Genomic DNA, 26,363 nt, shown 5'->3' with positions numbered 1-26,363 from the left:
CGAGGAGTTCCTATCAGGATGATGAGGCTGGTGACTCAGGGGCTCAGGGGGTTGATGCGTTTTCCACAAGCGGTGCAGCGGTCCGGACGACCTCTGCCAGCTCCGCAGCGAGGTCAGGGCTCGCTGCCACCACGCCACTCCAGCGGCGGGTGAGATCGGTGTCGAAGACCAGCGGCCTTCCGTAGGAGTCGACCACCGCACCACCGGCCGCGGTGACCATGACGACCGCAGCCGCCAGGTCGACCAGCCGGTGCGTGTCGGTGCCGGCGTCGAGGAACGCATCGGTGGCGCCCTCAGCGACCAGCGCTGCCTCCAGGCAGCTGGTCGACAGGATGCGGACCCGCGCGGCCTGGTTGGCCACCGCCCACCAGGCGTCGACCGACGGCTTGCCCGGGTGCGGGCGCAGCAGCGAGACCGCAGCGCCCTTGAGCTGGGTGCGGCCCGAGGTCCGGTACGCCGGTGCCTCGGTCGCACTCGCGCTCCACGAGCGGCCCGTGTCGAGCCAGACCGTGAGCGATTCGGTGAACTCACCGTCGATGCAGACCGCTCCCGCGAACGCGGTCAGCGGTACGCCGGCGGCGCCGTTGGCCGAGCCGTCCAGCGGATCCACAACCAGCGTCGCGGCGTGACCGTTGTCCAGCCAGCCGGTCTCCTCACTGAGGATGTTGACCGGCGCGCCGTCCAGCGATGCCACGATCGCGCACTCGACGATCTCGTCGATCCGCATCGTCGGCGTGCCGTCGGCGCCCATCGCGACCGTCTCGGCCAGCTGTTCGCGGGAGTAGCGGGCGCGGGCATCGGCATAGGCGTTCCTGGCCGCCTCGGCGGCCTGGCGCAGTGCCTGGTTCGGTGTGCTCATCGGACTGACTCCAGGACTCGGGCTGCGGTCGCCGACGTCGGCTGCAGCTCCTCGGCGAGGACGGCGCGGCGTACGGTCGGCCACTGACCGTCGATGGTGGCGATGGTGAAGTCCGCACGGCTGCCGACCTTCAGCGCACCGCGGTCGTCGAAGCCGCCAACGCGGGCGCCGCCGCTGGTGATCAGCGCGATCGCCTGAGGCAGGCCGATCACCTTCCTGGACGCGAGCAGGAGCGCCGCAGCCAGCAGGGTGGACGGCATGTAGTCGCTCGACAGGGCGTCGACCAGCCCCTCGGAGATCAGCTGGGTGGCGCTGACGTTGCCGGAGTGGGATCCGCCGCGCAGCACGTTGGGGGCGCCGGCGACGGTGATCAGACCGGCCTCGCGGGCGGCCCGGGCGGCCCGCAGCGTGGTCGGGAACTCTGCGACCGCGGTGCCCTGCTCCTTCCGCAGGTGGATCTCCTCGACCTCGGCCGGGTCGTGGGCCAGCAGACGGAGCCGACCTGCGAGCGCCTGCTCGGAGAGCCAGGCGACCGAGACGTCGCGGTGCCACTCGATCCCGGCGCGCCTCTCCATGTGCCGGCGGACGTACTCGTCGAGCTGGTCGGTCGGCACGGCGCCGCCGACGGCCCGCTTGTAGGCCTCGACGTCGGCGTACTGCCCCTGCCCCGGGGTGTGGTCCTCGAAGGAGACCAGCGGCAGCGGCGCACCCGGCACGTGGAGCCGCTCGACCGCGCCCTTGAGGGCCTCCAGTGCAGTGGCGGCGCGGGCGTCGAGGCGGAGCAGCAGGCGGTGGTCGACCAGCGCCGCACCGGTCTGGTTGCGCTCGCCGATGACCCGGACCAGCATCTCGGCCTGCTCGACCGAACGATCCTTGGACTCGTTGTCGTGGTAGCCGATGCCGTGGAAGACCGTGGTCACGCCCGCGGCGCGGGCGCGGCCCTCATAGCTCGTGAGCGCGAAGTGCGGGTCCATCTCCGCGCCCGGCCGCGGGCGCAGGTCGCGCTCCAGGCCATCGCTGTGCGAGTCGACCAGCCCGGGGATCAGCAGCGCGCCGCGCAGATCGTCGCCCTCGGCGGCCGAGCCGGGCGTGGACGGGTCGATCGCGGTGATGACACCGTCCTCGGCGACGACCGTGGCGTCCTCGAGGATCCGGTCAGGCAGGACCGCGGTGGCGTGGGTGAGGACGAGGCGGCTCATCTTGCCACCGCCAGACCGTGGTTGGCGCGGAGCACCTCGTGGGGATCGCCGTCGGCGGCCACCCGACCGCCTTCGACGACCACGACGCGGGTCGCCAGCATTTCGATCGCCTCCAGATCGTGGAAAACGGACAGGACGGCCACGCCCTGCTCGCGCAGGCCGGCGATCAGGTCGAGCACCGAAACCCGGTTGACGGGGTCGAGCGCGGAGACCGGCTCGTCGAGGAGGAGGAGCCGCGGCGGGGAGATGGTGCCGGCGGCGATGTTGACACGCTGCTTCTGACCGCCCGAGAGGACGGTGGCGTGTACCGGCCAGAGCGCCTCGTCGATGCCGACCCGGCGCAGTGCGACCGCGGCCGCGTCGAGCGCCTCCCCGCGCTCCATGCCGCGGGCGATGCCCGCGCGAGCGACGATCTCGATGACGGGGCGACGCGGCTCGGCACGCAGGAACTGCGAGACGTAGCCGATCTCCCGGCCGCGCAGCATCGCGACGTCCCAGTCGGGCATGGTGGCCAGGTCGACGACGGCTCCGGTGCTGGTGCGCAGCCCGATGGCGCCCGAGGTGGTCAGATAGGTGCGGTAGACGCAGCGCAGCAGCGTCGACTTGCCCGCACCCGACGGGCCGGCGAGGGCGACGTGCTCACCCTGCTCGACCTCCAGGTCCACGCCCTTGAGGGCGTGGGCGACCCGGCCGTCGACCAGGTGCATCGTGAAATCCTTGGTGAGTCCCCGGACGGCCAGCACGCGGCCCTCCGGAAGCTCCTTCTGAAGATCCAGGGCGGAGTCCATCTCTCTCATCTCTCGTCTCACCCCCGTGCCGCAGCGACGAGCTGCTGGCTGTAGGGGTGCTGCGGGTCCTCCAGGAGCTGGTCGGTCAGACCCGCCTCGACGACGCGGCCGTGCTGCATCACGATCACGCGGGTGGTGAGCATCTCGATGACCGAGAAGTCGTGGCTGACCACGATCGCTGCCACGTTCGTTTCCTCGAGCAGGCCGCGCATCAGGTCCAGTACGCCGGCAGCCACCGAGGCGTCCAGGCCCGTCGTCGGCTCGTCGAGCAGCAGGAGGGAGGGGTCGTTGGCGAGCGACTTGGCAATCTGCACGCGCTGCTTCATGCCGCCGGAGAACGCCTTGACCGGGTGGTCCATGCGCGCGATCGGCACCTCGGTGCGCTGCAGCAGCTCGGTGGCGCGGCTGCGGATGCGGCCGAAGTTGCGCCAGCCGGCCGCGGTCAGCGGGTCGGCGACGTTGCCGCCTGCGCTGACGTCCATGGTCAGGCCGAGCGCCGGGTCCTGGTAGACGACCGAGATGTCGCTGATCCGCATCCGGCGACGCTCGGTCGGGCTCAGCTGGTCGAGCCGCTCCGTGGACCCGCCGTGGTCGGTGAAGAGCATCTCGCCGGCGGTGGCGGGCTCGTCACCGGCGATGCAGCGCAGCACCGTCGACTTGCCCGAGCCCGACTCGCCGATGACGCCGAGCGCCTCACCGGGGGCGACGTCGAGGTCGACGCCCCAGGCGGCGACGATGGCACCGGTGTTCGGGGAGACGGCGGTGCCGAACTCTGGACCGGTGCCGGCGATCGACTCCTCGCTGGTGTCGCCGTAGATCTTGCCGAGCCCGCGGACCGACAGCGTCCAGGCCGGGGCCGGGGCCGGGCTGGCGAGCGGGGCTCCGGCGTACTGCGCTCGCTCGTGGAGGGTGAGGCTCATCGGGAGACCTCTCCTTCGGTCTCGGTCTCGGTGTCGTCGTCGGGGCGGTGGCGGGAGCACCAGTCGGTGTCGCTGCAGACCCAGCGGGTGGTGCCGTCCTCCTCGGGTACGCCGATGAGGTAGGTGTCGTCGCTGCCGCAGAAGACGCAGGCGGCACCCTCGGTGTGCTCGACGGTGAACGGCACGTCCTCGAAGGTCAGCGGCTCGACCCGGGTGTGCGGCGGGATGGCGTAGATCCGCTTCTCGCGGCCGGCGGAGAGGACGACGAGCGCCTCGCTGTCGTTGAGCTTCGGTACGTCGAAGCGCGGGATCGGGCTCGGCGCGATCACGTAGCGGCCGTTGACCAGGCACGGGTAGTCGGCCGAGTGGCTGACCACGCCGTTGCGCACGATGTCCTCGTAGAGGCGGACCCACATCTTCGCGTAGTCGCCCTCGGCGTGCATGCGACGCTGCTCGTCCATGCTGCCCACGACACCGCGCAGCGGCTCCGGCACCGGCACCTGGAGGACCAGGGTCTGGCCGTCCTTGAGCGGCTCCTCCGGGATGCGGTGGCGCGACTGGATCACGTCGGCCAGACCGGTCTCGGTCTCCTCGCCGCAGCCGGCGTTGCCGACGATGAGGCGGCGCAGGTTGGTCGCGTTGACGCCCGCGTCCTCACCCTGGTCGATCACCTTGACGTTGTCATCGGCGCCGATGAGGGCGAGCGTGGCCTGGAGGCCGCCGGAGCCCCAACCGCGGGCGACGGGCATCTCGCGAGAGCTGAACGGCACTTGGTAGCCCGGCACCGCGATCGCGGTCAGCAGGGCGCGGCGGACGGCGCGCTTGGACAGCTCGTCGAAGATGTCGCGGGGCGCTGCGTCCCCCGCCAGTTGCTCGACCGAGCGCTCCGTGAGCTCGGCGGAGAGGGTGGTCATACCAGCGCTCCGATCTGCTGGGTCTCGTTGCCCGGGGTGGGCGTGGCGTCTGTGGCGGCCACTGGCTTGGTCCCGGTCTGCAACGCGCGGATCGCCTGCTTCCGGTCGATGACCGAGCGGAAGTCGACGTGGTGGGGCAACTTGAGGTGTTCGAGGAAGCCGTTGGCCTCGACACCGTCGAGGGTGATCAGCACCTGCTGGGCGACCTCGCTGCTGTTGCCGTCCCGGTGGACCGCCAGGTCGAGACCGGCCATCGCGATCGCCTTGCGCTCGTTGTGGCCGAAGCACAGGCCGTAGCCGACGTCGATCCGGCTGCGGTCCTCGTCGGGTCGGTCGAGGTCGTCGTATGTCTCGACATCGGTCACCCGGACCTCGGCGACCTGGACCGGGTTGCCGGTCAGCGGGTGGTTGACCCGCAGCGGCAACCAGCCGTGGCGGACCTCGCCGGGGATCTCGTGGCCGGCGCTCCTCGGGTCGAAGCGCAGTTTGTACCAGAAGTGGACCAGCGCACCGGTCTCCGCGCGGGCCAGCATGCTGAGCACTGCCGAGCGGGGCGCGCCCGGCCGGGCAGGCTGCCGGGTGACGTCGTAGGGCTCCGGGTCCTCGCCGGTACGACGCTCCACCAGCAGGTCCATCGCCCGCATCAGGTCCATGACGCGCGGAGGGTTGCGGTCGTCGTCGGACTCTGCAGCGACCGCCTGCAGCTCGCCGACAAGGTCGCGGGTCGCGCTGTTCTCAGGGACGCGGTGCTCGTGCTCGTGGTCACCGTGCGTGTGGCCGTCGTGGGAGTGCCCGTGGCCGTGCCCGTGGCTGTGGCCGACGGACGCCTCGAGCTCGGCGACGTACCGCTCGTGGTCCTGCTCGGGCATGAGGTCGAGCAGGCGCCCGACATAGTCGAGGGTGCGGCCTAGGATCTGGCTGCCCGGCGGGTTGCGGAAGGCGGAGCTGACCCGGCGCAGAACGCGGAGCTCGGCGACCTCGACCGGCTCGCTGTAAGCGAGGCGTGGGAGGGTGGAGCGGTGGGCGCGCAGCAGCTGCATCGCCTCGAACTGGTCGCCTTCCGCCTGACGGACGGCACGCGACGCAAGTCCGGGGGACCACAGGCTGGCCTCACCCATGACCCGGTCGACCGCGAGGCGGAGCCGCTCGGTGACCTGATCGAGGGTCAGACGGGGGCTGCTGCCGGCCTCACGACCGCGGCGGACCAGCTGCTCAGCGGCGAGGATCGCCTCCTCGCCGCCCTTGGCGTTGGAGTAGCCCATCTCAAGCTCCCTTCTCGGGCTTCTCGATGGAGATACGGCTGCTGCGCGGGATCGCGGCGATGCGGCCGTCGGGGGCGACCAGGACGAGGTCGATGCCGGCCGGGAAGTCGGCGTTCGCGATCGCCAGCGCGTCGAAGAACTCGGGTGCGAGACCGTCGACGGAGAGGCGGGCCTCGCCGTCGTTGCCGGGGCCGGAGAGGATCAGGGTGGTGCTGTCGGCACCGTCGACGGCGTCGCCGAAGCCGGTGACCGCGGCGAAGACACGCGCGCCGCGCTCGGGATGGAGGGCGTCGCCGCGCTCCAGGCTCGTGAGCTGGTCCACGGTCAGCGGCTGGGTGGCGATGATGTGCTGGGCGCGGGTGATGTCGGTCCGGGTGGCACCGGTCGCGACGAAGAAGGGGCGCTCCCAGTCCTCGTCGAGGACGGCGACGGTCACGTCGACATCGGCCAGGCCGGCGGCTAGGATGATCACCGGCGGGACACCGTCGACAGTGTCGATCGCGGCGATCCGGCTCGGGCGACCGAGCACGTCGATAAGTCGGCGGTAGTCGCGCTGCGAATCCTCGGGTGCGCGACCGATACGGCGGATGGTCTCGCCGTAGGTCAGGGTTCGGGTCGTGGTCACGGCAGGTCCTCGAACTCGACGACGGTCGGGGCGATCTCGTCCCACTCGGCGGCGTGGGCGGCTTCCCGGCGGGTGGAGACGCGGGAGCAGAGCGCCTCCACCTCGGCGGCGGCCGGGTGAGCGGCAGCCGCGACGGCGTCGAGGATTGCGGCGGCGAGGACTGTGACACGGTCGTCGCCCTCGCGCATCGACCAGCCCAGCGCGCCGTCGAGGTCGACGGTCGCTTCGGTGACGAGGACCTCGCCAAGGAAGAACCGCTCCTCGGCGACAGGTTCCCGGACCTGCATCATCACCAGACCGGTCTTGGGCGGCTTGACGACGCTCAGCCCCTCCAGACCGGCGGCGATGAGCCGCTCGGCTAGTTCTGTGAGCTCCTCGGGGGCAGCTGCGGCGAGCAGCTCCGCCCGTGTCTCAGTGGTCAACGGCATCGGCGGGAGGCCTCCTGTTGAGGGAGCCGCACGCCATGCGCGCGGCGGATGAGAGCGTGTGGGTTGAGGGCGTCCGTTCGCATGTAGGTGCGCGCGTACTCGATCGGGGCGCCGTCCACGACTCGGTTGAGGCTCTCCTGCAGCTCGACGGAGATCGGCGTTTGCAGGCCGAACACCTCGCCGACGAAGCGGGGCAGCTCAACGGGGCGCTGCCGCTTCCAGGCCCGGACCACGGGCCGGTGGTAGCGGCGGTCCAGGGTGTCGAAGAGCGAGCCGTATGACTCGAGCTCCGCAGGCAGCGCTTTGAGATCGCGGGCCGGCAGAACGCTGGTGGCAACGCCAACCGGGATGCGTTCGACGGTGAGGAGGCGCCGAATGCACCACACCGCGGTGTTGGGGGACAGACGGAGGTGCTTGCGCTCAGTGGTGGCGACGCGACGGGTTTCGACGCTGAGCAGGGTCGAGCCGGGAGTCAGCCCGGCGTTGCGGATCAAGTGCGCGAAGGACGGCGGCGTGGTCACCGCGACCGACACCATGTCTCCGAGCCAGAAGCTGCCGGAGCCGCGCTGGCGTCGTACCAGACCCTGGCGCTCGAGGTCGGCCATGATCCGGCCGATGACGCCATGGCCGACGTCGAAACGCTCGGCCAGTGCGCGGTCACTGGGCAGGCGCGTTCTGGGCGGCAGTCCACTCCACTCCGCGCAGAGCAGTTCCGCGATCGAGGCGGTGGTCGGTGCGGTCATGGCTGCGATGCTCATCGCCGATGGCGAACTGCAGGTGTCCAACGAGCGGCATTGCAGGGCCCGAGGGTTGTGGAGAAATAATCGATTTGGCCTCTTTCAGTCGGGATGCGCGGGCATGCGAGAGGCCCCCAGGCGTTTGAGGATCGCCTGGGGGCCTCTCCTGGCTGTGTCAGTTCGGGGTCCGCGCCAGCACCACGGCGAGGACCGGGCCGGTCACGGCCGCCGTGAACGCGCTCAGGACGAGCCGGTCGGTTTCCAGGAAGTTGGACATGCCGCGATCTTCACCACGGGCTGGCCGCGCGCAACCGGTTTTCCGACCGACGGCCGTCGGTGGTGTTCATACCGCGCGGGCCGCGGATCGCTCGACGAGGAAGCCCGCTCAATGCTGGCCCCGGCACGGACCAGTGCGACCGAGTAGCGGGTAGGCGAGCTCGAGGTCTGGGAGTACTGAGTCCAGCTGGGCAACCCGCCCTTCTGCGTCAGGCGAGGTGCCCGGCCTGGGGCTGCAGCCCTTGTGCACCGTGGCGCCTTTGGGTGCCAGCATGGGGCATATGGGTGCGAAGCTATGGGAAAATCGCCCAACCGTGCAGGCGAGCCACGCGTTCCTCGTGATCCCGCTCGGTCTGATCGTTGTGATCGTGATTGCGGATGTCCTGACCGGCAAGGGTGTCCAGCTGGGTCCTTTGCTGGTCGTCGCTCCTGCTGTCAGCCGCACCGGGCCGTTCTCACTGCTCAGACTTCCTGCGTTCGGATCGACGTCCACCAGGCGGTGAGGCGGCCGGCCATTCCATCCACGTCGTAAGGGTGGCTCAAGCCGAAGTGCTCCGTCAGCTCGCTGCGCTCGCGCGGCGTTCGGGAGCCCTCGCCCGCCGCGTGCTCCCGGGCCGACTCGGACCTAGCCTGCCCGACGGGTCGGCACAGTCCCTGCGACTCTCCCGGCTACGCTCGCGCAGGAGCGCCCCGCAGCGCGTGGCCGCGGGGCGCCTAGTGGGGTTTAGTCGACCGCCTGGCCGTCGTATGTACCGCCCACGCAGGGGTTGCCCGGCAAGTCGATCCGGGGCGTTCCGCCGCCCTCCCTGCACTGAGAAGGGCTGACGGCGGATGGGGCACCCTGTGCGGCGGTGGCGGTGGCGGCGCCTGTGAGGCCGAGTCCGGCGAGGGCTGCCGTGGCGATGCCAGCCGCGAGGATTCGTCGAATGCGCATTCGGTTCCCCTTTCACGGATTGCCTCAGTTGGGGCACTAGCCAGCGTGACTTTCACCCATGTGGGTGGCACGTCACGTTGCGCCATTCGGGTGACAGCAGCTATCGGGTGCAGGGTCGGAGACGCGACCCGTCGGACAGGCCCTAGCGATCCTGTCTATCTTGGCCGTAATCGTCTGTTTGGTGCGTGACCGGCGCAGTGCAGAGCTCGCCCAGGTGCGGTCCGCTTCCGAGGCCGCGCAGCGGGCGCTGCTACGCCCGCTGCCCCGCCGGCTCGGTTCCCTGGACCTCTCGTGCACGTACTTGGCTGCCGCGAAGGAAGCGCGTATCGGCGGTGACCTGTACGCGGTGGCTCGTACTGGCGACCGCACTCGTGTGCTCATCGGCGATGTCAGGGGGAAAGGACTGTCCGCGGTTGGAGAGGCGGCAGCGCTGATGGCCGCGTTTCAGGAGGTCGCTCACCAGCACGCCACGCTACCGGCCGTCGCCAGCGCCCTGGACCGCAGTATGTGCCGCTACCTGACCCAGTTCCCCGACGACGAGGCTCTGGAGCACTTCATCACCGCGCTGCTGCTAGAGGTCCCTGACCATGGCTCCGTGGCGCGGCTGACGCACTGCGGGCACCCGCCGCCCCTGCTCATCAGCCGAGGGCAGGTGACAAGTGTCCCGAGTTTCCCGGCGCCGCCCCTGGGCATGTGCACGTTCGAGCAGGACGTCCGTACTTCTCACACGTTCTCGTTCGAGGCCGGTGACGTCCTCCTGCTGTACACCGACGGTCTCGTAGAGGCCCGCGACAGCAGGGGAGCCTTCTATCCACTGGAAGAGCGGCTCGCCCAGTGGACCAAGTGCAGCCCTGAGACGCTCATCGAACGCATCCAACGGGACCTCCATGCCCACACGAACGGGGCTCTCCACGACGACGCCGCCATCCTCGCCGTACGGCGAACGGCAACCCCGCACGCCGGACGCCTGGGCAGCGAGGGCCGCCCCATGGCTGACCAAAAACTCTGCTAGCGCAGGACCAGCCTGGCTTTCGCCCTAACGGCGGTCGCCCTCCGCGTGCCGCGCGGCCTTCTTCACGCTGGCCTCCACCTCGTTCCGTGTCTGCCCCTCCGCGTCGGCGGATAGGGAAGGTCGTCTATTCGACGAACTTGATCGAGTCGATCAACGCCAGGCTGCGGAAAACCACTCGTAACCGAGGGCATTTCCCCTCCGAGCAGGCCGCGCTGAAGGTGCTCTACCTCGCGGTGCGCGAGCTGATCATCCCCATCGCGGCACACTGGAAGAAGGCGTTGAACCAGTTCTCACTGTTCTTCGAGGACAGGCTCAACACCACGTGACATCCGAGGACTTACACAAAGTCACTGACACGTCCGACACCGCACCCGTCGGTGGCCTCCTGAGTTCCGAATCGGCGCAGCGGGCATTCTCACCATGGTGCATGGTCCACTGCCGAGAACCTCCCCGAGGCTAGGCGTAGCGTGAAGTGACGGATTCATAGCTGAACTCGTGCTGCGGCGAGGTCCTGGGCTTGCGCCTTGGCAGACCGTGTGAGCCCAGAGCCATTACATGATCACTTTGAGTGAGTCGGTGAGGGTCTGGAGGAGTCCGGTGCCGATCACAGCCTCGGCACTGGCGAGAACGCCGGCCTCAGCATCGCTTTGCCCGGAGCGTCCGCCGGGTTCCTCGCGGACTGAGAGACGAAAGGCCACTCATGCCTCGATCCATGCGCGCGCTCGTAGCTGTAGAGGCTGGCGAGCCCACCGATGTCCTGCGGCTGGAATCCCGGCCCGTTCCCACGCCGGACGCCGGTCAGGCGTTGATCCGGGTGAAGGCGACCCCGGTTCACGCGAGTGATCTGCACGTGCTGCGCGGCCGCTACGGCTTCTCCCCAACGTTTCCCGCTGTCGGCGGCAACATGGAGTGCGTGGGCCGTATCGCGGCCCTGGGCCCGGAAACCGAGGGGCTGAAGGTCGGCGAGCGCGTGGTGGCCGCTACGGTCCCGGCTATACCCGGGCCCCCTGTGGCCGGCACCTGGCAGGAATACCTCGTGGCCGACACACACAGGCTGCTGTCGGTTCCCGACCATCTGAGCGACTCCAGCGCCTGCCAACTCGCTGTCAATCCGTTGACCGCGCTGCTCCTCGTGACTCGCGAACTCGATGTACAGCCGGGCGAATGGCTGTTGCAGACGGCCGCGGGCTCCACCGTCGGCCGGCTCGTCATCCAGCTGTCCCGGCATCTGGGGATTCGCACGATCAATGTCGTGCGGCGACGTGGTGCCGTTGCGGAGATCAAGGCGCTCGGTGGGGATGAGGTCATCTGCACGGAGGTCGAGGACCTGGTGCAGCGTGTGGCTGAGACAGCGGGACCGGCCGGCGTGCGCAAGGCCATCGACTGCGTCGCGGGCCCCGTCGGCGCCCAAGTGTCCCAGGCACTGGCTCCGGGAGGAGAGCTGGTGGTCTACGGCGCACTCTCCACCCACCGGCAGACCGACCCTGCGGCACTGACGATCCCGCTGCAGGCACGCTCGATCATCTACGAGACCAAAACAGTCCGGGGCTTCTGGCTGAACCGCTGGTTCGGCACCGCCTCACCCGAGATTGCCTTGCGCGCGCTGGCCCGGGTCCGAGGTCTCATCGCCGATGAGGTGCTGAGCATTCCCCAAGGCCGGCCCTTCCCGCTCGAACGCTTCACAGAAGCCGTCGCGCTCGCCGAAGCACCCGCACACGGCACCAAGCCACTGTTCGTCTTCGAGGACGGCCGGGACGAAGACGACAGGTAGGAAGCCCTGCCAGTGCGTTGGAGGTGCGGCCACGGCGCGCCAGGGCCGCGAGATCGAGGCCCGTCGTACGGCCGCCTTCTGACATGGACGCCGAGCAGGCGCGCCGGGCGATCAGCACGGAGCCTGCATACTCCGGCCGTCATGAGGGCGTGGTGGCGCCGCTGCCGCTCGCGGGTCACGGGATGCGTGGAGAGACTGAGAGTGGCAAGAAGGAAGCAGGAATGAGCCGGATGGCGCTTTGTGTCCGCTTCACGCTACGTGGCGGTGCTGATGAAGCGTTCGATGAGCTGGTCCGGCAGGCCGCTGCGGCGGTCCTTGAACATGAACCGGGCGCCCTGGTGTACGCCTGCAGCGAGGTCGAGGGAGCGCCCAACCAGCGCCTCTTCTTCGAGCTGTACGCCGACCGCGCAGCCTTTGACGAACACGGATGTCAGCCGCACGTCCGTCATTTCCTCAGCGAGAGCAAGAAGTACGCGGAGAGAACGGAGATCGACCGGCTCCGACCGTACGCCGGTAAATACCTCTTCATCTAGCCGCCTTTGTGGGCGTAAGAGAGGTCATGCCATGGACGGAATCGCCGACATGGGGGGCACCCACGGATGGGGCCCCGTGCATCCACCTCAGCGCGATGAACCCGTCTTCGCGGAGGACTGGCAGCGCAAGGCGTTCGCGCTGGCGATTCTCTCCGGCCGCGCCGCGAACGGCGGCATCAACACGGACGCCTTCCGGCATGCGCTGGAGCGCCTGGACCGAGCGCATTACATCGACGACGGCTACTTCGGGCGCTGGCTCAACGCCGGCGAGCTGATGCTCACCGAGCGCGCCGTCCTGGCGCCGGGCGCGGTCGAGGCCCGGGCCCGCAACCTGCGCGGCGAACACGTGCCGGAGCCGCCCGTCACCGAGCCGGTGCGGCCGCACTACGCGCCCACGGCCGAGGGCTCGCTGCGTTCGCTGGACGCTGCCCCCGCTTTCGGCGTCGGCCAGCGCGTCCGCGCCAGGGACGTGTCCGTGCCCGGGCACACCCGGCTGCCTGGCTATGTCCGGGGGCACACCGGAGTGGTGGAGATCATCCAGCCCGCCCACGTACTGCCGGACACCAATGCGCACTTCCTGGGCGAGAACCCGCAGTACGTGTACTCGGTGTGGTTCGACTCGTACGAGCTGTGGGGCGCCGGCGCCGAACCCTTCACCGTCACCGTAGACATGTACGAGAGCTATCTGGAGGCCACCGCATGACCACCACCGGCGGCTCTGAAAGGAGCCCTTCCGTGGCGCTGCGCACCGAGGCGCTCGAACAACTGCTCACCGAGCGCGGCCTGATCGATCCGAAGGCCATGGACGCGATCATCACCCGCTATGAGACGAGCGTGGGCCCGCTCAACGGTGCCAAGGTCGTCGCCAGGGCGTGGACGGACCCCGACTACCGGCGGCGTCTACTCGAGGACGGCACCGCCTCCATCAAGGAACTCGGCTTCTCGGGGCAGCAGGGCGAGCACATCGTCGTGGTCGAGAACACCCCGACCACCCACAACGTCGTGGTGTGCACGCTGTGCTCGTGCTACCCCTGGCCGGTCCTCGGCCTGCCGCCGAGCTGGTACAAGGACCCCGCCTACCGCGCGCGCGTGGTCAGGGAGCCGCGCACGGTGCTGGCCGAGATGGGACTCACGCTCGACGACGACGTGCAGATCATCGTCCGGGACTCCACCAGCGAGGTGCGCTGGCTCGTACTGCCCGAGCGTCCACCCGGCACCGAGCGCCTCACGGAAGAAGAACTCGTGCCACTGATCACCAGGGATGCGATGGTCGGCGTAGCCAAGGTGGCGACACCGTGAGCACGCCGCTGGCCATCGAGGGCCCGGCAGCACCTCCCCGCTCCAACGGTGAGCTGGTGTTCGCCGAACCGTGGGAAAGCCGCGCCTTCGGCATGGCCGTCACCCTGTACGAGGCGGGCGTCTTCAGCTGGACGGAATTCCAGACCGCGCTGATCGCCCGGATCACCGCCTGGACAGCCTCACGGGAGCACGGCGAGCCATGCCACTACTACCGACTATGGCTGGGCGCCCTGGAGGACGTACTCGCCGGCCTCAGCGCCGTGTCCACGGACGAAGTCATCACACGCGCCCAAGCCCTGGCACAACGCTCCCCGGGGCACGACCACCGCGACCACGCGCGTTGACTCCGACGCCTTCCGGGCCGACTTCCCTGCCGGCGGGTTGATCCTCCGGGAGATTTCGGGGCGAGCGGACGCAAAGGCTCCGCTCGGGGCCACCGAAGTCGCCACCCGCGCGCGAGTGGCCGGCAGCCCGGCACGAGGACATGCGGCGACCGTCAACGGCCGCCCCGGCGTCATCTCCTAGACCAAGGACGGCACCCCGCCCTTCTTGTATCGGATCACGCAAGGCGTTGACCTGCGTGATCACGATTTGCCGCACAGCCGAGTGGCATGGGAGGCGGCGGCGGGCCAGGATTGGCGGCAACCTGAGGTCGCAGTCGGCGTCACCAGGGGGCCAGGCTCAGAGCAAGATGGGGTTACCGGCACAGTGATCGACACGGACGAGCTAGCGAAGCGGAATGCCGGGTTCGCCGACGGCGGATCATTCGCCAACCTCAAGCTCATGCCCAGTGGCAGTCTGACGGTCATCGGATGCGTCGACCCGCGTGTCGACCCGTCCGACGTGCTCAGGCTCAAGCTCGGCGAGGCAGCGGTGATCCGCAACGTCGGAGGGCGGGTCACCCCCGCGACACTCCGGACGCTGGGGATGCTCTCGAAGGTCGTGCAGGCCCGCACGGGCGGCCCTGGCCCGGGCGACAACCACTATGCGGTCCTGCATCACACCGACTGCGGGATCGCGGACCTGGCCGCGTTCCCCGAGCTGCTGGCCGATTACTTTGAAGTTCCGGCCGGAGAGCTGGACGCCAAGGCGGTCACCGACCCGGTCGCCGCCGTCCGCGTCGACGTCGGAATCCTCAAGCAGAAGCTTCGGGCCGGAGTCTTCGTCTCAGGGCTCGTGTACGACGTGGCCACCGGGCTCATCGACGTCGTCATCCCGCCGGCGCAAGTGGAAGCATGACACCGCGCGGCGCCCGCGGCCGGTCCGGCGGGCGCGACCGCCATGGGCCTGCGGCTTGTACCGGGATCTGCCGGTCGTATCGGTGGGGAGGCGCTTTCTAGCATGTGCGACGATCACGGGCACTCGGCGGCCGAGGCGGCGTGGTCAGCGCCTCGCGCCGCGCAGGAACCGGCTGTCGACCCGGTGACGCTGCCCGAAGTCGACGAGGTCCGAGTCACGGCGATGGTCGACAACACCTTCGACGCCCTGCTGACCTCTGCCGAAGGCGTCGCCCGGGCGTCGATGGACGCCGGGCGGACCGCCGCGCGGCAGTTCGCCGGCGGCGAGGCCCTCGCGGGGCTGCGTGCCGAGCACGGCTTCTCCGCCCTGGTCACCGTCCAAAGCGGGAACGCGAGCAGCACGCTGCTGTTCGACACCGGCGCGTCGCCGGACGGGCTGGCGGTGAACGCCGAGCGTCTTGGCATCGATGCCGGCGGCCTGCAGGGCGTCGTGCTCAGCCACGGCCACTTCGACCACGCGGGCGGCTTCGACGGCCTGGCCCGGCTGCGCGGGCGCTCGGGCCTGCCGCTGACCGTCCACCCCGCGGTCTGGACCCGCCGCCGCCTGGCACTACCCGCCGGCCAGGGTCTGGAGATGCCCACGCTGTCACGGGGTGCCCTGGAACGCGAAGGGTTCGAGGTGATCGAGCGGCGGCAGCCGTCGCTGCTGGCCGGCGGCATCCTGATCACCGGCGAGGTGGACCGCGTCACCGAGTTCGAGCACGGCATGCCGCAGGCACACCAAGCCTGGGACGGGAACGGCTGGCGACACGACCCCGCCGTCATCGACGACCAGGCACTCGTCATCAACGTGCGCAGCCGGGGACTTGTCATCATCACCGGGTGCGGCCACGCCGGAGTGGTCAACATCATCCGGCACGCCATGAGGCTGACCGCCGTCAGCAAACTGCTGGCCCTCATCGGCGGCTTCCATCTCAGCGGTCCCGCCTTCGAACCGGTCATCGGCCCGACGGTGGCCGCCCTCACCGAACTCGCACCCGAGTTGATCGTCCCCGGTCACTGCACCGGTTGGCGCGCCCAGCACACCCTCGCCGCAGCCCTCCCGGACGCATGGGTGCAGACCAGCGTCGGAACCACCTACACACTCAGCGCCCCTCAGTCGGGCGCTGCCTGATCCCGGCTCAGGGGCCCGCAGAACGGTCAGCTCGTCGGCTTCGTGGCGCTTGACCGAACCGAGTGCGGTGCGTACGTGAACACCTCGACCCCGGCACGTGGGGGGAGGCGCTGCCTCGGCATCACGCGAATCGTCCACGTGCTCGATAGTGGGCATCACACACACAACGCCGCCAGCCCGCGCGTCTGCCGCACCACCTCTACGGGGCGTGCCCTGTGAATCGGTGCTCAGCCACAAACGGCCGCGATGATGATCTCCGGCCGGTAGTAGGCCACTCGCTTCGCGTAGCGGGTGGCCAGGGCGCGGAACTGCGCGGGCAACCCCGACGAGGTGCGCGTCGTCCGGGATCTGACGCTTGACGGAACCGGCCGGCCGGCCGATCGATGAGTTCCGGGTCGTGCGGAGGTCACAGCCTGCAGGACCGCTTGCAGACTGACGCGCTCGTACCCGAAGGAGACGCATGGCAAAGCTCATCTACTCGATGATCACCTCGCTCGACGGCTACGCCGAGGCGGCGGATGGCGACCTCGGCACCGGGCCCGCCGACGACCAGGAGGTGCATACCTTCATCAACGACCTCTTCCGCCCCGTCGGCACGTACCTCTACGGCCGACGGATGTACGAGACGATGGTCTACTGGGAGACCGCGCACACCGAGCCCGACCAGCCGCCGCACATCGCGGCCTGCCAGTCGCGGGCGTACTGCAGGAAGAGACTGGACGGCTCCTGTAGGTGTCCAGTCGCCTTCCAGGGGCGGCACCCCTGACACCCCAACCGGTTCTGGCGGAACCTGACCGCTGCGGAGCTGCAGAAGCTGACCAAGGCGGAGCTCTGCCTTCTGCCGCTCGGTAAGCGGGTGCAGATCGCCTGCTCGGACAGCGAAACCTCGCATACCGGCACGAGCTTCTCGGCCCTGCGCCCGCACCTCCACCCCCACGCTCCGATCACTCTGCACGCAACTCAGGCCACTCAACTGACCAGACCACCTCTGCCAGTTCGAGGGACGGCGTAGGGCCATAGACCGCACCGTGGTCGTCGGCGACGCCATACAGCTCCCGCACGTCGCGTAGACCGGGCCGGAACGCGAGGCTCTTATGCGCACAGATGCGGGCCTGAGCCTCGCAGACCGCGGGCTCCCCCTCCTCCATGGGCACCCACCTCGCCCCGAGGCCGGGCTTACCAACCCCAAGGCGGCCGTACCTCCCGTCCTGGTCAAACCACGTCGTCCAAAGACCGACACTCGTCGGCAGCAGGCCGGTGCCAGACCGTCCGCTGTGGGGTCACCATGGGAGGAGCAGCTACCGGAGCCCGTCACGGCACCCAGCCGCGCGGCCGGGGCAGGAGGAGGACGAGGATGGGTACGGGCGGCACGTTGCACCTCAAGCCGGGGCAGCTGAGGGCGGGTCCCGCCCCGCCGGGCAGCCTGATGGACGTCCTTACTGTCGCCGCCGTCGTCCTGGACGCCGAAGGCCGGATCGTACTCTGGAGCCCCCAGGCCGAGCAGCTGTTCGGCTACACCGCCAAGGAAGCCCTCGGCCAGTACGCCGCCCGCCTGCTGGTCGACGATCAGCACCTGGACCTGGTCATACACCTGTTTGGCCAAGTCATGGGCAGCGGCGGGAGCTGGGCCGGCGTCTTCCCGATCCGGCACAAGGACGGCACAACCCGCCTGGCCGAGTTCCGCAACATGCGCCTCGAAGACGAACGCGACGACCTCTACTCATTGGGCATCGCCACCGACGAGGCAACCTTGCGCACCATCGAGCGGGACCTGGCCCTCTCCTCCCGCCTGGTCTCCCAGTCCCCCATCGGGCTGGCCGTCCTCGACACCGACCTGCGATACGTGGCGGTCAATCCCGCCCTGGAGAAACTCAACGGGATCTCCGCCGAAGGACACCTCGGCCGCATGCCCCGCGAGATCGTGCCCATGCTGGGCGCCGAGGAAATCGAGGCGGCCATGCGCCAGGTCCTGGAAACCGGCGTCCCGATCCTCGACCAGGACCGCGTCGGCCGCACCCCCGGCGACCCCGACCATGATCGCGCCTGGTCCAGCTCGTACTACCGGCTGGAAGACCCCAGCGGGCACGTGCTCGGCATCGCCATCTCCCTGGTGGACACCACCGAACGACACCAGGTCGCCCTGGAGGCCGAGCACGCGCGGCGGCATCTGGCCCTGGTCGCCGACGCCTCGGTCCGCATCGGCACCACCCTCGACCTCTACCAGACCGCGCAAGAGCTGGCCGACCTCACCGTCCCGCGCCTCGCCGACATCGCCACCGTGGACGTCCTCGACTGCGTCCTGGAAGGCAGCCCCGCCATCCCCGAGACACAGGCACCCGCTGTCTTCCGTGCACTGGCCCTCACCTCCGCCGAGCGCAGCGAAGCCGTTCAGGCCGCCGACCAGCCCGGCCGCATCGCCACCTATGGTCCCGATCGCCTCGTGACCCGAGCTGTTCGCACCGGCCGGCCCGTCCTCCTCCCACACGTCGGTGACGACGACCTGCCCCGCATCGCCCGGGACCAGGAGGCCGCCGCCCTGCTGGCCCACGCCGGCGTCCACTCCTATCTCGCGGTACCGCTGACCGCCCGCGGTGAGGTCATCGGTGCGCTCGACCTCAAGCGCACCCGAAACCCCGAACCGTTCGACCGCGACGACGCGATGCTGGCCGGGGAGCTGGCCACACGAGCAGCGATCAGCATCGACAACGCGCGCTTGTACCAAAGCGTGCGCAACACCGCCCTCACCCTGCAACGCAGCCTCCTGCCCGAGCACCCCCCGGCCCTGGTGGGGCTGGAAATCGCCTCCCGTTATCAGCCCGCCGGGGCCGCCAGCGAAGTCGGCGGCGACTGGTTCGACATCATCCCGCTCTCTCACGACCGGACCGCGCTCGTCGTGGGCGACGTGATGGGCAACGGCATCGGCGCCGCGGCCACCATGGGCCGCCTGCGTACCGCCACCCAGGCTTTCACCGAGCTCGATCTCGCCCCCGATCAGGTGCTCCACTACCTCGACAAGATCACCAGCGGTCTGGAGCACTACATCGCCACCTGCATCTACGCTGTCTACGATCCCCACCACGGCCAGTGCCGCATCGCCAACGCCGGGCATCTGCCTCCAGCCCTGGTCCGCGCCGACCGGTTCCCAGAGCTGATCGATCTCCCCGTCGGCGCGCCCCTCGGCGTCGGCGGCATCCCCTTCCGCACCACGATCCTCCACCTGAGCCCCGGGGACCGGCTCGTCTTCTACACCGACGGCCTGGTGGAAATCCGGGGCCAGGACATCGAGACGCGCCTGACCGCCCTGCTCGCCAACCTCGCCGCCGCCACCGACGGTTCCCTGGACAACATGTGCGATCGTCTCCTGGACAACCTGCGGGACCCCGCCGGCCATGACGACGTCGCTCTCCTGATCGCTCGAGTCCAGCCCGATGCCGGGGCCGGCGATTGTCCGACGGGGCGATGAGGTCCGCCGGTGGCATCATCCGGAGCGCGCCGTCCCGCACGACCACTACACCGTGTGACCAGATCGGCCGGCACGCAAAAGGAGCCGAATGACGCCACGGAAGCGCCTCACTCCCCTCGATAGCCCACCCCACGGACCGTCAGGCGTTCTCGTCGTGGATCCGCGCCCCAGGTCCTCCGCCCACGCCAGCGCCCAGATCTTGAGCTCTTCGATCTGGCGGGAGGTGAGCCCGTACGCGGCGTAGTCCTCGTCCTCGTACCAGTCCGTACCGGTGAGCCGGTCACGGAGGTTTTCCAGGCTGAACTCGTCGGGGGCGCGGCCGCGGCCGAGCGATTCGAGGTCGGCAGAGGAGCGGTGGCGGGAGGCGACCCGGACGTCGATTGGTCGCGGACGGTCCCGCGGTCGGCGAGGGCACGGACCCTGGTGCCGATCACGTCGCCGAGGAGGATGGGGCCGTACGGGGTCTGGGTGGGCGGGGCCCAGAATGCCTCCGTGAGGACGTCTACCTCGCACTCCTCGCCGGTGTCCGGGTCGGTGGCAAGGAACCGGCCGCTGAGTGAGTTGGTCTGGACATGTGTGATCCGCCAGCCGCGCGCGGTGAGGCCGGCTGTGAGCGCAGCGACGATCTCGTCCATCGGAGCGGGATTCTCGGTGGCGACGTCGAGGTCACGGCTGAAGCGTTCGACCAGGCCATGGGCCTGCACGGCATATCCGCCGGTGAGGACCAGAGGATAGGGGGAGCCGAGGTCGGGGCCTTGACCCGACTGGCCTTGACCCCGACGGGTCAAGGCCCCTGTTCGCCGCGTTCGACGACCCCGGCCTGATCGCGCATGCCGGGCTGGTCCCGACGATCCGGCTGGCCGAGCGGTGCGGGCTGGCCGCGCTGGTGGCCGCGAAAAGCGCCCTGCACAGCGCGGCACCCCTGCGGCCGCCCTGGAACCGATCACCGATCCGGACCGACTCAACCGCTTCCAGCCCATCGCCGTAACCTACCCGGCGGCCTCGTCTATAAGTACGAACATACGGTCTCACCAGCTCAGATGTAATAATCGGCACCCGCAGGTTGTGTTCGCTGTAGAGCCGGAGGTCGTGGCATGAGCGATGTACGGATTTCGCAACGCGCTCAGGCCGTCGCCCCGTTCTACGCCATGGAGTTCGGCAAGCAGGCCGCCGCGTTGGAGGCCCAGGGGCACCACGTCGTCAAACTCAACCTCGGTGAACCGGACTTCGGCGCGCCTCCGGCCGTTCGGAACGCGATGCGCGAGGCCATGGACGGACGGCCTATGCCCTACACCGCGGCTCTCGGACTGCCCGCGCTGCGGCAGGTCATCGCAGGGTTTTACGATAATCAACACGGCGTCGAGGTTGACCCGGCCCGGGTCGTCGTCACGGCAGGCGCCTCGGCCGCCCTGGTACTGGCCACGGCCGCGCTCGTCGACCCCGGCGACGAGGTGCTCATCGCAGACCCGTCGTATCCGTGCAACCGGCAGATCGTCGAAAGCTTCGGTGCCCGGGTCAGCCTGGTCCCCACCACCGCTGAGACCCGATTCCAGTTGGACGCCTCGTCGGTACGGTCGAGCTGGACGGACCGGACGCGCGGTGTCATGATCGCCACTCCGTCGAACCCGACGGGCACCTCGGTGCCGGCCGGTGAACTCGCGGAGATCTGCGACCTCGCACGCGAGCGTGACGCGTGGCGCATCGTCGACGAGATCTACCTCAACCTCAGTGACCACGACGCCCGGGGCCGGCCGCCGCGCAGCGCGCTGTCGTGCGACCCCGACGCGGTCGTGATCAACAGCTTCTCGAAGTACTTCGGCATGACCGGCTGGCGGCTGGGGTGGTGCGTCGTGCCCGAGGCTCTCGTGCCAGCGATGGAGCGCTTGGCCCAGAACTACTTCCTGTGTGCCTCCGCTCCCGCCCAGCATGCCGCCCTGGAGTGTTTCACCGCCGAGTCCCTCGCGGTCTGCGAGGCCCGCCGCATCGAGTTCGCCGAGCGTCGCGCGCTCGTCCTCGACGGCCTGGCACGGATCGGGCTGCCGGTCCCCGTCCCGCCCGACGGCGCCTTCTACGTCTACTTCGACGTCGACCACACCGGTCTCACCTCGTGGCAGTTCTGCCAGCGAGCTCTCCAAGAGGCACACGTCACCCTCACTCCGGGCAGGGACTTCGGCGTCCACACTGCGGAAAGCCACGTCCGACTCTCGTATGCGGCATCGGCCGACGAGCTCCGCGAGGGGATCACCCGGCTGGAGAAGTTCCTGGCCAGACTTCCATAGGACGACCGGTCAGCCGTCGTCGCTCACCGCCGCGTCCGGCAGGGGGCCGATTTTCCGGGTCACGGTCGTCAGAGCTCGTGCGTCCCGCTCGGCCCGGGCGATGAGGATGGCCCCGGCCGTTGATCATGAACATGGCGAGCAAGCGGCCGCCGCTTCCTTCCTGGCCGCCGGCACGTCGGACTCCAGCCGGACCTACGTCTGCGCATTCGGAGAAGACACGCCCATAAGGTTGCGGGGTGCGTAGCACGAGCGCCGAGTCTTTGTGCGTGCAGTCAGAAGCACCGGGTCACAGTGCGGTGAGCACAGTTACCAAGGGCCTCTGTGACGCGAACATGGTTGCGACCAAATGGGGCATGCGGAGTGCCCTGAGTTCGGTGGAGCCGCGTCACCCGCGTCACCCCTCTTCCACCACGGCCTCCCGCTTCTCCGCAAACAAGCGCAGCCCCGGCCGCCTCGCCCGGCAGGGGCCACCGCTGCTGCGCCTGGGCTCTGTTCGAAGCGGCCACATGCGCCGCCCGGCGCGGCGCCCCGACCACGCCTACTACCAGTAGATCGAGGAGCGGTGCGGCGGCAACCGGGACGCACTGTCGGTAGCCCGCAAACTCGTCCGCCGGGCCCGCCACGCCCTGCGCGGCGAGGCACTCACCCCAGCCTGACGTCCCCGGCACCCGGTGCGCGACCTTGCCCGATGACTTCCACGATGCCCGCGGCCGGCTCCCGCAGGTCCCCCTGCCCGGCGGCCTCGCGCCGCCTGACCGCCTCAAAAGACCGAGCGGCCGCACTCCCGTGGCCCGACCCCATTGATCATCATGTCGCCAGACAACCCATCCCTGGTGTCTGAGCACCGAGAAGGCTGGGTCGGCCACACACCACATCGTCTGTCGTCATGCCCGGCCGGACTTGACCCGGCCCATCCAACATATAGGGGGACTTGACCGCCCCGGATCCCAGTCTGGGGACTGCCGCATTGGATTCGGCTTGCGCCGGAAGTCGGCAGCTTCATGTGCCAGCCAGCCGTGAAGTCGTGCGCACCCGCGTCCTCGACGGACTGATCAACGACTACGGCTATGCCGCTTGACCAGCCACGATGGCTATCCGAGCACCGCACGAATACTTGGCATTTGCCGTCAGCAGGTGGAAACTGGACTACGCCGAGGGAACTGGCCAGAGGAAGTGGATCAGGTGACGGTCAGGCCGGACGTTTCTGCTCTCTTCGAAGCCCACGAGCGGCTCCTCGCGGACATGCCAGTGGGGTCGTTCGTGCGCGATCCCGTTCTGGCCTCCTGGCGAAGGTGCCGGTCCCTGGGTCTCGAGCCGGACCACCACGATGACCTCCCATATCAGCAGGATCCGGACGACGTCTACAGTCTCGACGACGCCGCCCGCCCCGTACTCGAGGCCCTGGGGTCCCGCCTCTCGGGCCTCGGGGTGACCATGCTCCTCAGCGACGAACGCGCCCGGCTGCTCCAGCGCCGGGTGGGCGAGGCCCCGCTCCACCGGTATCTCGACTCCGTCCAGGTCGCTCCGGGGTTCGCCTTCCCTGAGGAGATCATCGGCAACAACGGCGTCGGCACCGTCCTGGCCACGCGGCGACCCACCTTCGTAACCGGCCGCGAGCACTTCACCGACCAGTTGGGCGGGCTCGCCTGCGCGGGGGCGCCCGTGCGCGATCCCCTGAGCGGGCAGATCATCGGGGTGTTCGACCTGACCGGTCTGAGCAGTCACGCCGATTCCTCCATGTTGACCGTGGCCCTCGAGGCGGCCCGCGGCATCGAGCAGCGGCTGCTGCAACGCGTCACGTCCCGCGAGCGCGCCCTGCTCCAGGCGTTCCACGAGGCCCGCCGCCGGACGATCGCCAACGGAGGTGTCGAGGCGGGCGTCCCGGCGACCGAGCTGCTCGACCGCCACGATCAGCGGATTCTGGAGGAGAGCGCGGCTGCGCTGATCTCCTCGGGGCGGACCGGGCTCGCCGAGGTACGCCTCCCGCGCGGGCGCACGGCCGTCCTCCTCTGCCGACCGGTCACCAGCTCCTGCGGCGTCGCAGGCTTCGCCGTCGAGGCCGCCCTTCCTGCCGGTGTCCTGCGTCGCCTCACCCCGGCGGCGCCCGAGGCCGCGTCGCCGGTCGCCATGCCCTGCCGCAGGCCCGCTGTCGTGAGCACACCTCGGATGGCGACCCCTGCCACGACCGGTCCTCCCGCCGAGCCCTCGGCGTGTACCGGCCCATGGCTGCTGGCCGTGGGGGAGCCTGGGATCGGCAGGCTCGCCGTACGGGCCCGGGAGCGTCTGGGGCTGCTCTACGACGCCGGTGCCTGCGTGGGCACCACGCTGGACGTGACCCGGACCGCAGAGGAGCTGACCGAGGTGGCCGTCCCCCGGTTCGCCGACTTCGCCGCCGTCGACCTGCCGATGGCAGTCCTGCTCGGCGAGGAACCGATCCGCGTGGACGGGCCGCTGCGCCGGGCGGCGATCGCCGGTGTCCACGAGGGCTCCTACCTCCGTCCGGCCGGCGATCTGATCACCTACGTCGCGTCCACCCCGCAGGCCAGGTCCCTCATGAGTGAGGAGCTGGTCCTGGAGCCGGAGTTGGCCAAGGCCACGGGCTGGGTCGCCCAGGATCCGGTCCGCGGCGAGAAGATCCTGGCCGCTGGGGTCCACTCACTCATCACTGTGCCCATGAGCGCCCGCGGCACCGTGCTCGGCGTGGTCAGCTTCTACCGCTCCCGGCTCCAGGAACCCTTCGAGGAGGACGACCTGTCGCTGGCCGAGGAACTGGTCGCACGTGCAGGGGTGTGCATCGACAATGCCCGCCGCTTCACTCGCGAGCGCGCCGTGGCCCTGGCTCTGCAGCGCAGCCTGCTGCCGCGTGGCCTTCCCACGCAGTACGCCGTGGAGGCGGCCCATCGCTACCTGTCCGCGCGATCCGGGGTCGGCGGCGACTGGTTCGACGTCATCCCGCTCTCCGGGGCGCGGGTGGCGCTGGTCGTCGGCGATGTCGTCGGCCACGGGCTGCACGCCGCCGCCACCATGGGCCGGCTGCGCACCGCGGTCCACAACTTCTCCTCCCTCGATCTCGCCGTCGACGAGGTCCTCACCCAGCTGGACGACCTGGTCGGGCAGCTTCACCTCGACCAGGAGGAGGCGGAGACGGGGAGCCGGGAGGAGACGGGCTGCCAGGAGATCATCGGTGCGAGCTGCCTGTACGCCGTCTACGACCCGACCACCCGCTGCTGCACCCTGGCCCGCGCCGGCCACCCCCCGCCGGCCCTGGTCCTGCCCGACGGCACCGTGGAGTACCTGGAGCTGCCCGCGGGACCCCCGCTCGGCCTGGGCGGTCAGCCCTTCGAGACCGCGGAGGTCGAGGTGCCCGAAGGCAGCCTGCTGGTCCTCTACACGGACGGACTGATCGAGCACGTCGGCAACCGGGATGTCGAGCTCGGGCTCGATCGGCTGCGCAGGGTGCTCGCCCACCGGGGCCGAACCCCGGAGCAGACCTGCCGGATACTGGACGCACTGCTGCCGGCCGACCCCGCCGACGACATCGCCGTGCTCGTGGCCCGTACCAGGGCGCTGGATGCCGGCCAGGTCGCCACCTGGGACGTGCCCGCCGAGCCCGCCGTCGTCTCCCGGATCCGCGCAGAGGCGATCACACGACTGACGCAGTGGGGCCTGGAAGAGCTGGCGTTCATGACCGAGCTGACCGTCAGCGAGCTGGTCACCAACGCGATCCGCTACGGCGCAGAGCCCATCACGTTGCGTCTCCTGCGCGACCGCACACTGATCTGCGAGGTGTCCGACGGCAGCAGCACCTCCCCCCACCTGCGCCGGGCCCGCACCACCGACGAGGGAGGTCGCGGGCTGTACATGGTCGCCCAGCTGGTCCAGCGTTGGGGCACCCGGTACGGCGCCCACGGCAAGGTCATCTGGACCGAGCAGCCCCTCACACCGCTGTGAGCGCGTTGCGGCAAACGGAACTGTTCCAGCAGGTGCCCTGCTTCCGATCACCACCAGCCGCCGCGGCAAGAAGCCACCGCTGGGAGCCGGGCCTGATCCCGGCTCCCAGCGGTCCTCGACTGGCGCGACAGCCTGCGAACCGCAGCAACCAGGGCAGCGAGCACCGCACGGTCCCCACGGGTAGAGACCGGCTTGGGGCTGCTGCGCTGGAGGACGGCCAACTGCTGGCGGAACACCAAGATCTCGATGTCCTTGGCCCCCGTGGAGCGGGCCAGCGGGCGCAGCCGGCCGAGCAGGGAGCAGCCGAATCGGTAGGCCAGACGGAACGTCACGCTTTCGTCCGTCGAGGCCTTCTCAATGACGCCCACATACTCACCGACCGCTCGTCTCTCAATAAGGAGCCTGATTGACATAGGAGCAAGAGGACGCAACGACGAGTGGGTGGCTGAGGCCGGACCTCGGCAACTGCCAAGTGCCACACCACAGGTCGGCGTAAGGCAAGAGGCGCTCCGCACCGCCGGGACAGCCGTCGCAAGACGGCCGCCCCGGCCCTTGGTCGCCCGCCCCACACCTTCCCCGAATAAGCTCGATTCTGAACCTGATGCAACTTTGCGTAGGAGCGCTCAAAGGCGTCCCGAACACCAGGCAGTCGGCCGGAAGTTCATGGCGCCAGGTCGGCGCGACGCAACACAGGGGGGACG

24 protein-coding genes and 4 pseudogenes are annotated in these 26,363 nt (G+C 69.7%); 15 read left to right on the top strand and 13 right to left on the bottom strand.

Going from position 1 to position 26,363, the window contains the following annotated elements; genetic code table 11:
• Positions 1-43: 43 nt before the first annotated feature.
• Genes BZY54_RS00520 through BZY54_RS00485 form a run of 9 tightly spaced genes read right to left on the bottom strand, consistent with a single transcriptional unit; the run spans position 44 to position 7,738 of the window.
• Entirely contained in the window at positions 44-859 is an 816-nt protein-coding gene (locus tag BZY54_RS00520) for an inositol monophosphatase family protein (RefSeq protein ID WP_086722332.1), read from the bottom strand.
• Entirely contained in the window at positions 856-2,058 is a 1,203-nt protein-coding gene (locus BZY54_RS00515; RefSeq protein ID WP_086722331.1) for an alpha-D-ribose 1-methylphosphonate 5-triphosphate diphosphatase, read from the bottom strand. The genes BZY54_RS00520 and BZY54_RS00515 overlap by 4 nt, the downstream gene beginning before the upstream one ends.
• Positions 2,055-2,855 carry an ATP-binding cassette domain-containing protein gene (locus tag BZY54_RS00510; RefSeq protein WP_208640502.1) on the bottom strand — a complete coding sequence of 267 codons (801 nt, stop codon included), beginning with the start codon at positions 2,853-2,855 and terminating at the stop codon, positions 2,055-2,057. The genes BZY54_RS00515 and BZY54_RS00510 overlap by 4 nt, the downstream gene beginning before the upstream one ends.
• Positions 2,856-2,863: 8 nt before the next feature.
• The gene (locus tag BZY54_RS50130; protein WP_143667964.1) at positions 2,864-3,766 is read right to left on the bottom strand and encodes an ATP-binding cassette domain-containing protein; all 903 of its coding nucleotides are present in this window, start codon (positions 3,764-3,766) and stop codon (positions 2,864-2,866) included.
• Positions 3,763-4,680, bottom strand: a complete 918-nt coding sequence (locus BZY54_RS50125; protein WP_143667963.1) for an alpha-D-ribose 1-methylphosphonate 5-phosphate C-P-lyase PhnJ — start codon at positions 4,678-4,680, stop codon at positions 3,763-3,765. The genes BZY54_RS50130 and BZY54_RS50125 overlap by 4 nt, the downstream gene beginning before the upstream one ends.
• Positions 4,677-5,942: a carbon-phosphorus lyase complex subunit PhnI gene (locus BZY54_RS00500; protein ID WP_086722329.1), complete on the bottom strand. Its 1,266-nt coding sequence runs from the start codon at positions 5,940-5,942 to the stop codon at positions 4,677-4,679. The genes BZY54_RS50125 and BZY54_RS00500 overlap by 4 nt, the downstream gene beginning before the upstream one ends.
• 1 nt (position 5,943) lies before the next feature.
• The gene (gene phnH, locus BZY54_RS00495; RefSeq protein ID WP_158103784.1) at positions 5,944-6,567 is read right to left on the bottom strand and encodes a phosphonate C-P lyase system protein PhnH; all 624 of its coding nucleotides are present in this window, start codon (positions 6,565-6,567) and stop codon (positions 5,944-5,946) included.
• Positions 6,564-6,995, bottom strand: a complete 432-nt coding sequence (gene phnG, locus BZY54_RS00490) for a phosphonate C-P lyase system protein PhnG (protein WP_086722327.1) — start codon at positions 6,993-6,995, stop codon at positions 6,564-6,566. The genes phnH and phnG overlap by 4 nt, the downstream gene beginning before the upstream one ends.
• Positions 6,986-7,738: a GntR family transcriptional regulator gene (locus BZY54_RS00485; RefSeq protein ID WP_158103783.1), complete on the bottom strand. Its 753-nt coding sequence runs from the start codon at positions 7,736-7,738 to the stop codon at positions 6,986-6,988. Before BZY54_RS00485 ends, phnG begins: the two co-directional genes overlap by 10 nt.
• A 530-nt stretch (positions 7,739-8,268) precedes the next feature.
• Here BZY54_RS00485 and BZY54_RS00480 point away from each other — a divergent pair.
• The 11 genes and pseudogenes from BZY54_RS00480 to BZY54_RS00425 form a co-directional block, all read left to right on the top strand.
• Positions 8,269-8,511 carry a hypothetical protein gene (locus BZY54_RS00480; RefSeq protein WP_143667962.1) on the top strand — a complete coding sequence of 81 codons (243 nt, stop codon included), beginning with the start codon at positions 8,269-8,271 and terminating at the stop codon, positions 8,509-8,511.
• Between the two features lie 591 nt (positions 8,512-9,102).
• Positions 9,103-9,954: a PP2C family protein-serine/threonine phosphatase gene (locus tag BZY54_RS00470; protein WP_244216875.1), complete on the top strand. Its 852-nt coding sequence runs from the start codon at positions 9,103-9,105 to the stop codon at positions 9,952-9,954.
• Between the two features lie 107 nt (positions 9,955-10,061).
• A pseudogene (locus tag BZY54_RS00465) lies at positions 10,062-10,280 on the top strand (transposase); the annotation flags it as partial.
• Positions 10,281-10,666: 386 nt separating this feature from the next.
• On the top strand, positions 10,667-11,725 hold the full coding sequence (locus BZY54_RS00460) for a zinc-dependent alcohol dehydrogenase family protein (protein ID WP_086722322.1): 1,059 nt from the start codon (positions 10,667-10,669) through the stop codon (positions 11,723-11,725).
• An 83-nt stretch (positions 11,726-11,808) separates the two neighbouring features.
• Positions 11,809-12,258 (top strand): putative quinol monooxygenase, encoded by a 450-nt coding sequence (locus BZY54_RS00455; protein WP_244216873.1) that lies wholly within the window; start codon positions 11,809-11,811, stop codon positions 12,256-12,258.
• A gap of 31 nt (positions 12,259-12,289) precedes the next feature.
• On the top strand, positions 12,290-12,961 hold the full coding sequence (nthB, locus tag BZY54_RS00450; protein WP_086722320.1) for a nitrile hydratase subunit beta: 672 nt from the start codon (positions 12,290-12,292) through the stop codon (positions 12,959-12,961).
• The gene (gene nthA, locus BZY54_RS00445) at positions 12,958-13,557 is read left to right on the top strand and encodes a nitrile hydratase subunit alpha (protein WP_086722319.1); all 600 of its coding nucleotides are present in this window, start codon (positions 12,958-12,960) and stop codon (positions 13,555-13,557) included. Before nthB ends, nthA begins: the two co-directional genes overlap by 4 nt.
• Complete coding sequence (locus BZY54_RS00440; protein WP_086722318.1) at positions 13,554-13,901, top strand: nitrile hydratase accessory protein; 348 nt, start codon at positions 13,554-13,556, stop codon at positions 13,899-13,901. Before nthA ends, BZY54_RS00440 begins: the two co-directional genes overlap by 4 nt.
• Before the next feature lie 439 nt (positions 13,902-14,340).
• Positions 14,341-14,796 (top strand): carbonic anhydrase, encoded by a 456-nt coding sequence (locus BZY54_RS00435; RefSeq protein ID WP_244216872.1) that lies wholly within the window; start codon positions 14,341-14,343, stop codon positions 14,794-14,796.
• A gap of 102 nt (positions 14,797-14,898) precedes the next feature.
• The gene (locus BZY54_RS00430) at positions 14,899-15,969 is read left to right on the top strand and encodes an MBL fold metallo-hydrolase (protein ID WP_086722316.1); all 1,071 of its coding nucleotides are present in this window, start codon (positions 14,899-14,901) and stop codon (positions 15,967-15,969) included.
• Positions 15,970-16,429: 460 nt separating this feature from the next.
• Positions 16,430-16,648, top strand: a pseudogene (locus tag BZY54_RS00425) (dihydrofolate reductase family protein); the annotation flags it as partial.
• A 265-nt stretch (positions 16,649-16,913) separates the two neighbouring features.
• On the opposite strand, the gene BZY54_RS00420 reads toward BZY54_RS00425, so the two are convergent.
• Positions 16,914-17,117 carry a hypothetical protein gene (locus BZY54_RS00420; protein ID WP_086722315.1) on the bottom strand — a complete coding sequence of 68 codons (204 nt, stop codon included), beginning with the start codon at positions 17,115-17,117 and terminating at the stop codon, positions 16,914-16,916.
• A gap of 206 nt (positions 17,118-17,323) precedes the next feature.
• Here BZY54_RS00420 and BZY54_RS00415 point away from each other — a divergent pair, with 206 nt between their 5' ends.
• Positions 17,324-19,432 (top strand): SpoIIE family protein phosphatase, encoded by a 2,109-nt coding sequence (locus BZY54_RS00415; protein ID WP_086722314.1) that lies wholly within the window; start codon positions 17,324-17,326, stop codon positions 19,430-19,432.
• Between the two features lie 168 nt (positions 19,433-19,600).
• Here BZY54_RS00415 and BZY54_RS00410 read toward each other — a convergent pair.
• Positions 19,601-20,220: pseudogene (locus tag BZY54_RS00410) on the bottom strand (nucleotidyl transferase AbiEii/AbiGii toxin family protein); the annotation flags it as partial.
• A gap of 306 nt (positions 20,221-20,526) precedes the next feature.
• On the opposite strand from BZY54_RS00410, the gene BZY54_RS00405 reads away from it, so the two are divergent.
• Positions 20,527-21,711: a pyridoxal phosphate-dependent aminotransferase gene (locus BZY54_RS00405; protein WP_086722313.1), complete on the top strand. Its 1,185-nt coding sequence runs from the start codon at positions 20,527-20,529 to the stop codon at positions 21,709-21,711.
• 9 nt (positions 21,712-21,720) lie between these two features.
• Here BZY54_RS00405 and BZY54_RS52630 read toward each other — a convergent pair.
• Positions 21,721-21,834 (bottom strand): annotated as a pseudogene (locus tag BZY54_RS52630) (TetR/AcrR family transcriptional regulator); the annotation flags it as partial.
• A gap of 230 nt (positions 21,835-22,064) precedes the next feature.
• Here BZY54_RS52630 and BZY54_RS52035 point away from each other — a divergent pair.
• Together BZY54_RS52035 and BZY54_RS00390 are read left to right on the top strand one after the other, a co-directional pair.
• Positions 22,065-22,262: a hypothetical protein gene (locus tag BZY54_RS52035; protein WP_208640501.1), complete on the top strand. Its 198-nt coding sequence runs from the start codon at positions 22,065-22,067 to the stop codon at positions 22,260-22,262.
• Between the two features lie 631 nt (positions 22,263-22,893).
• The gene (locus BZY54_RS00390; protein WP_244216870.1) at positions 22,894-25,662 is read left to right on the top strand and encodes a SpoIIE family protein phosphatase; all 2,769 of its coding nucleotides are present in this window, start codon (positions 22,894-22,896) and stop codon (positions 25,660-25,662) included.
• 47 nt (positions 25,663-25,709) lie between these two features.
• Here the strand turns inward: BZY54_RS00390 and BZY54_RS00385 are convergent, their stop codons facing one another.
• Positions 25,710-25,994 carry a hypothetical protein gene (locus BZY54_RS00385; RefSeq protein ID WP_208640500.1) on the bottom strand — a complete coding sequence of 95 codons (285 nt, stop codon included), beginning with the start codon at positions 25,992-25,994 and terminating at the stop codon, positions 25,710-25,712.
• Positions 25,995-26,363 lie beyond the last annotated feature (369 nt).

This window comes from Streptomyces carpinensis (genome assembly GCF_002154505.1).
GTDB lineage: Bacteria > Actinomycetota > Actinomycetes > Streptomycetales > Streptomycetaceae > Streptomyces > Streptomyces carpinensis.
The sequence above is the reverse complement of the archived record's forward strand: the minus strand, read 5'-3'. Positions and strand labels throughout refer to the sequence as shown.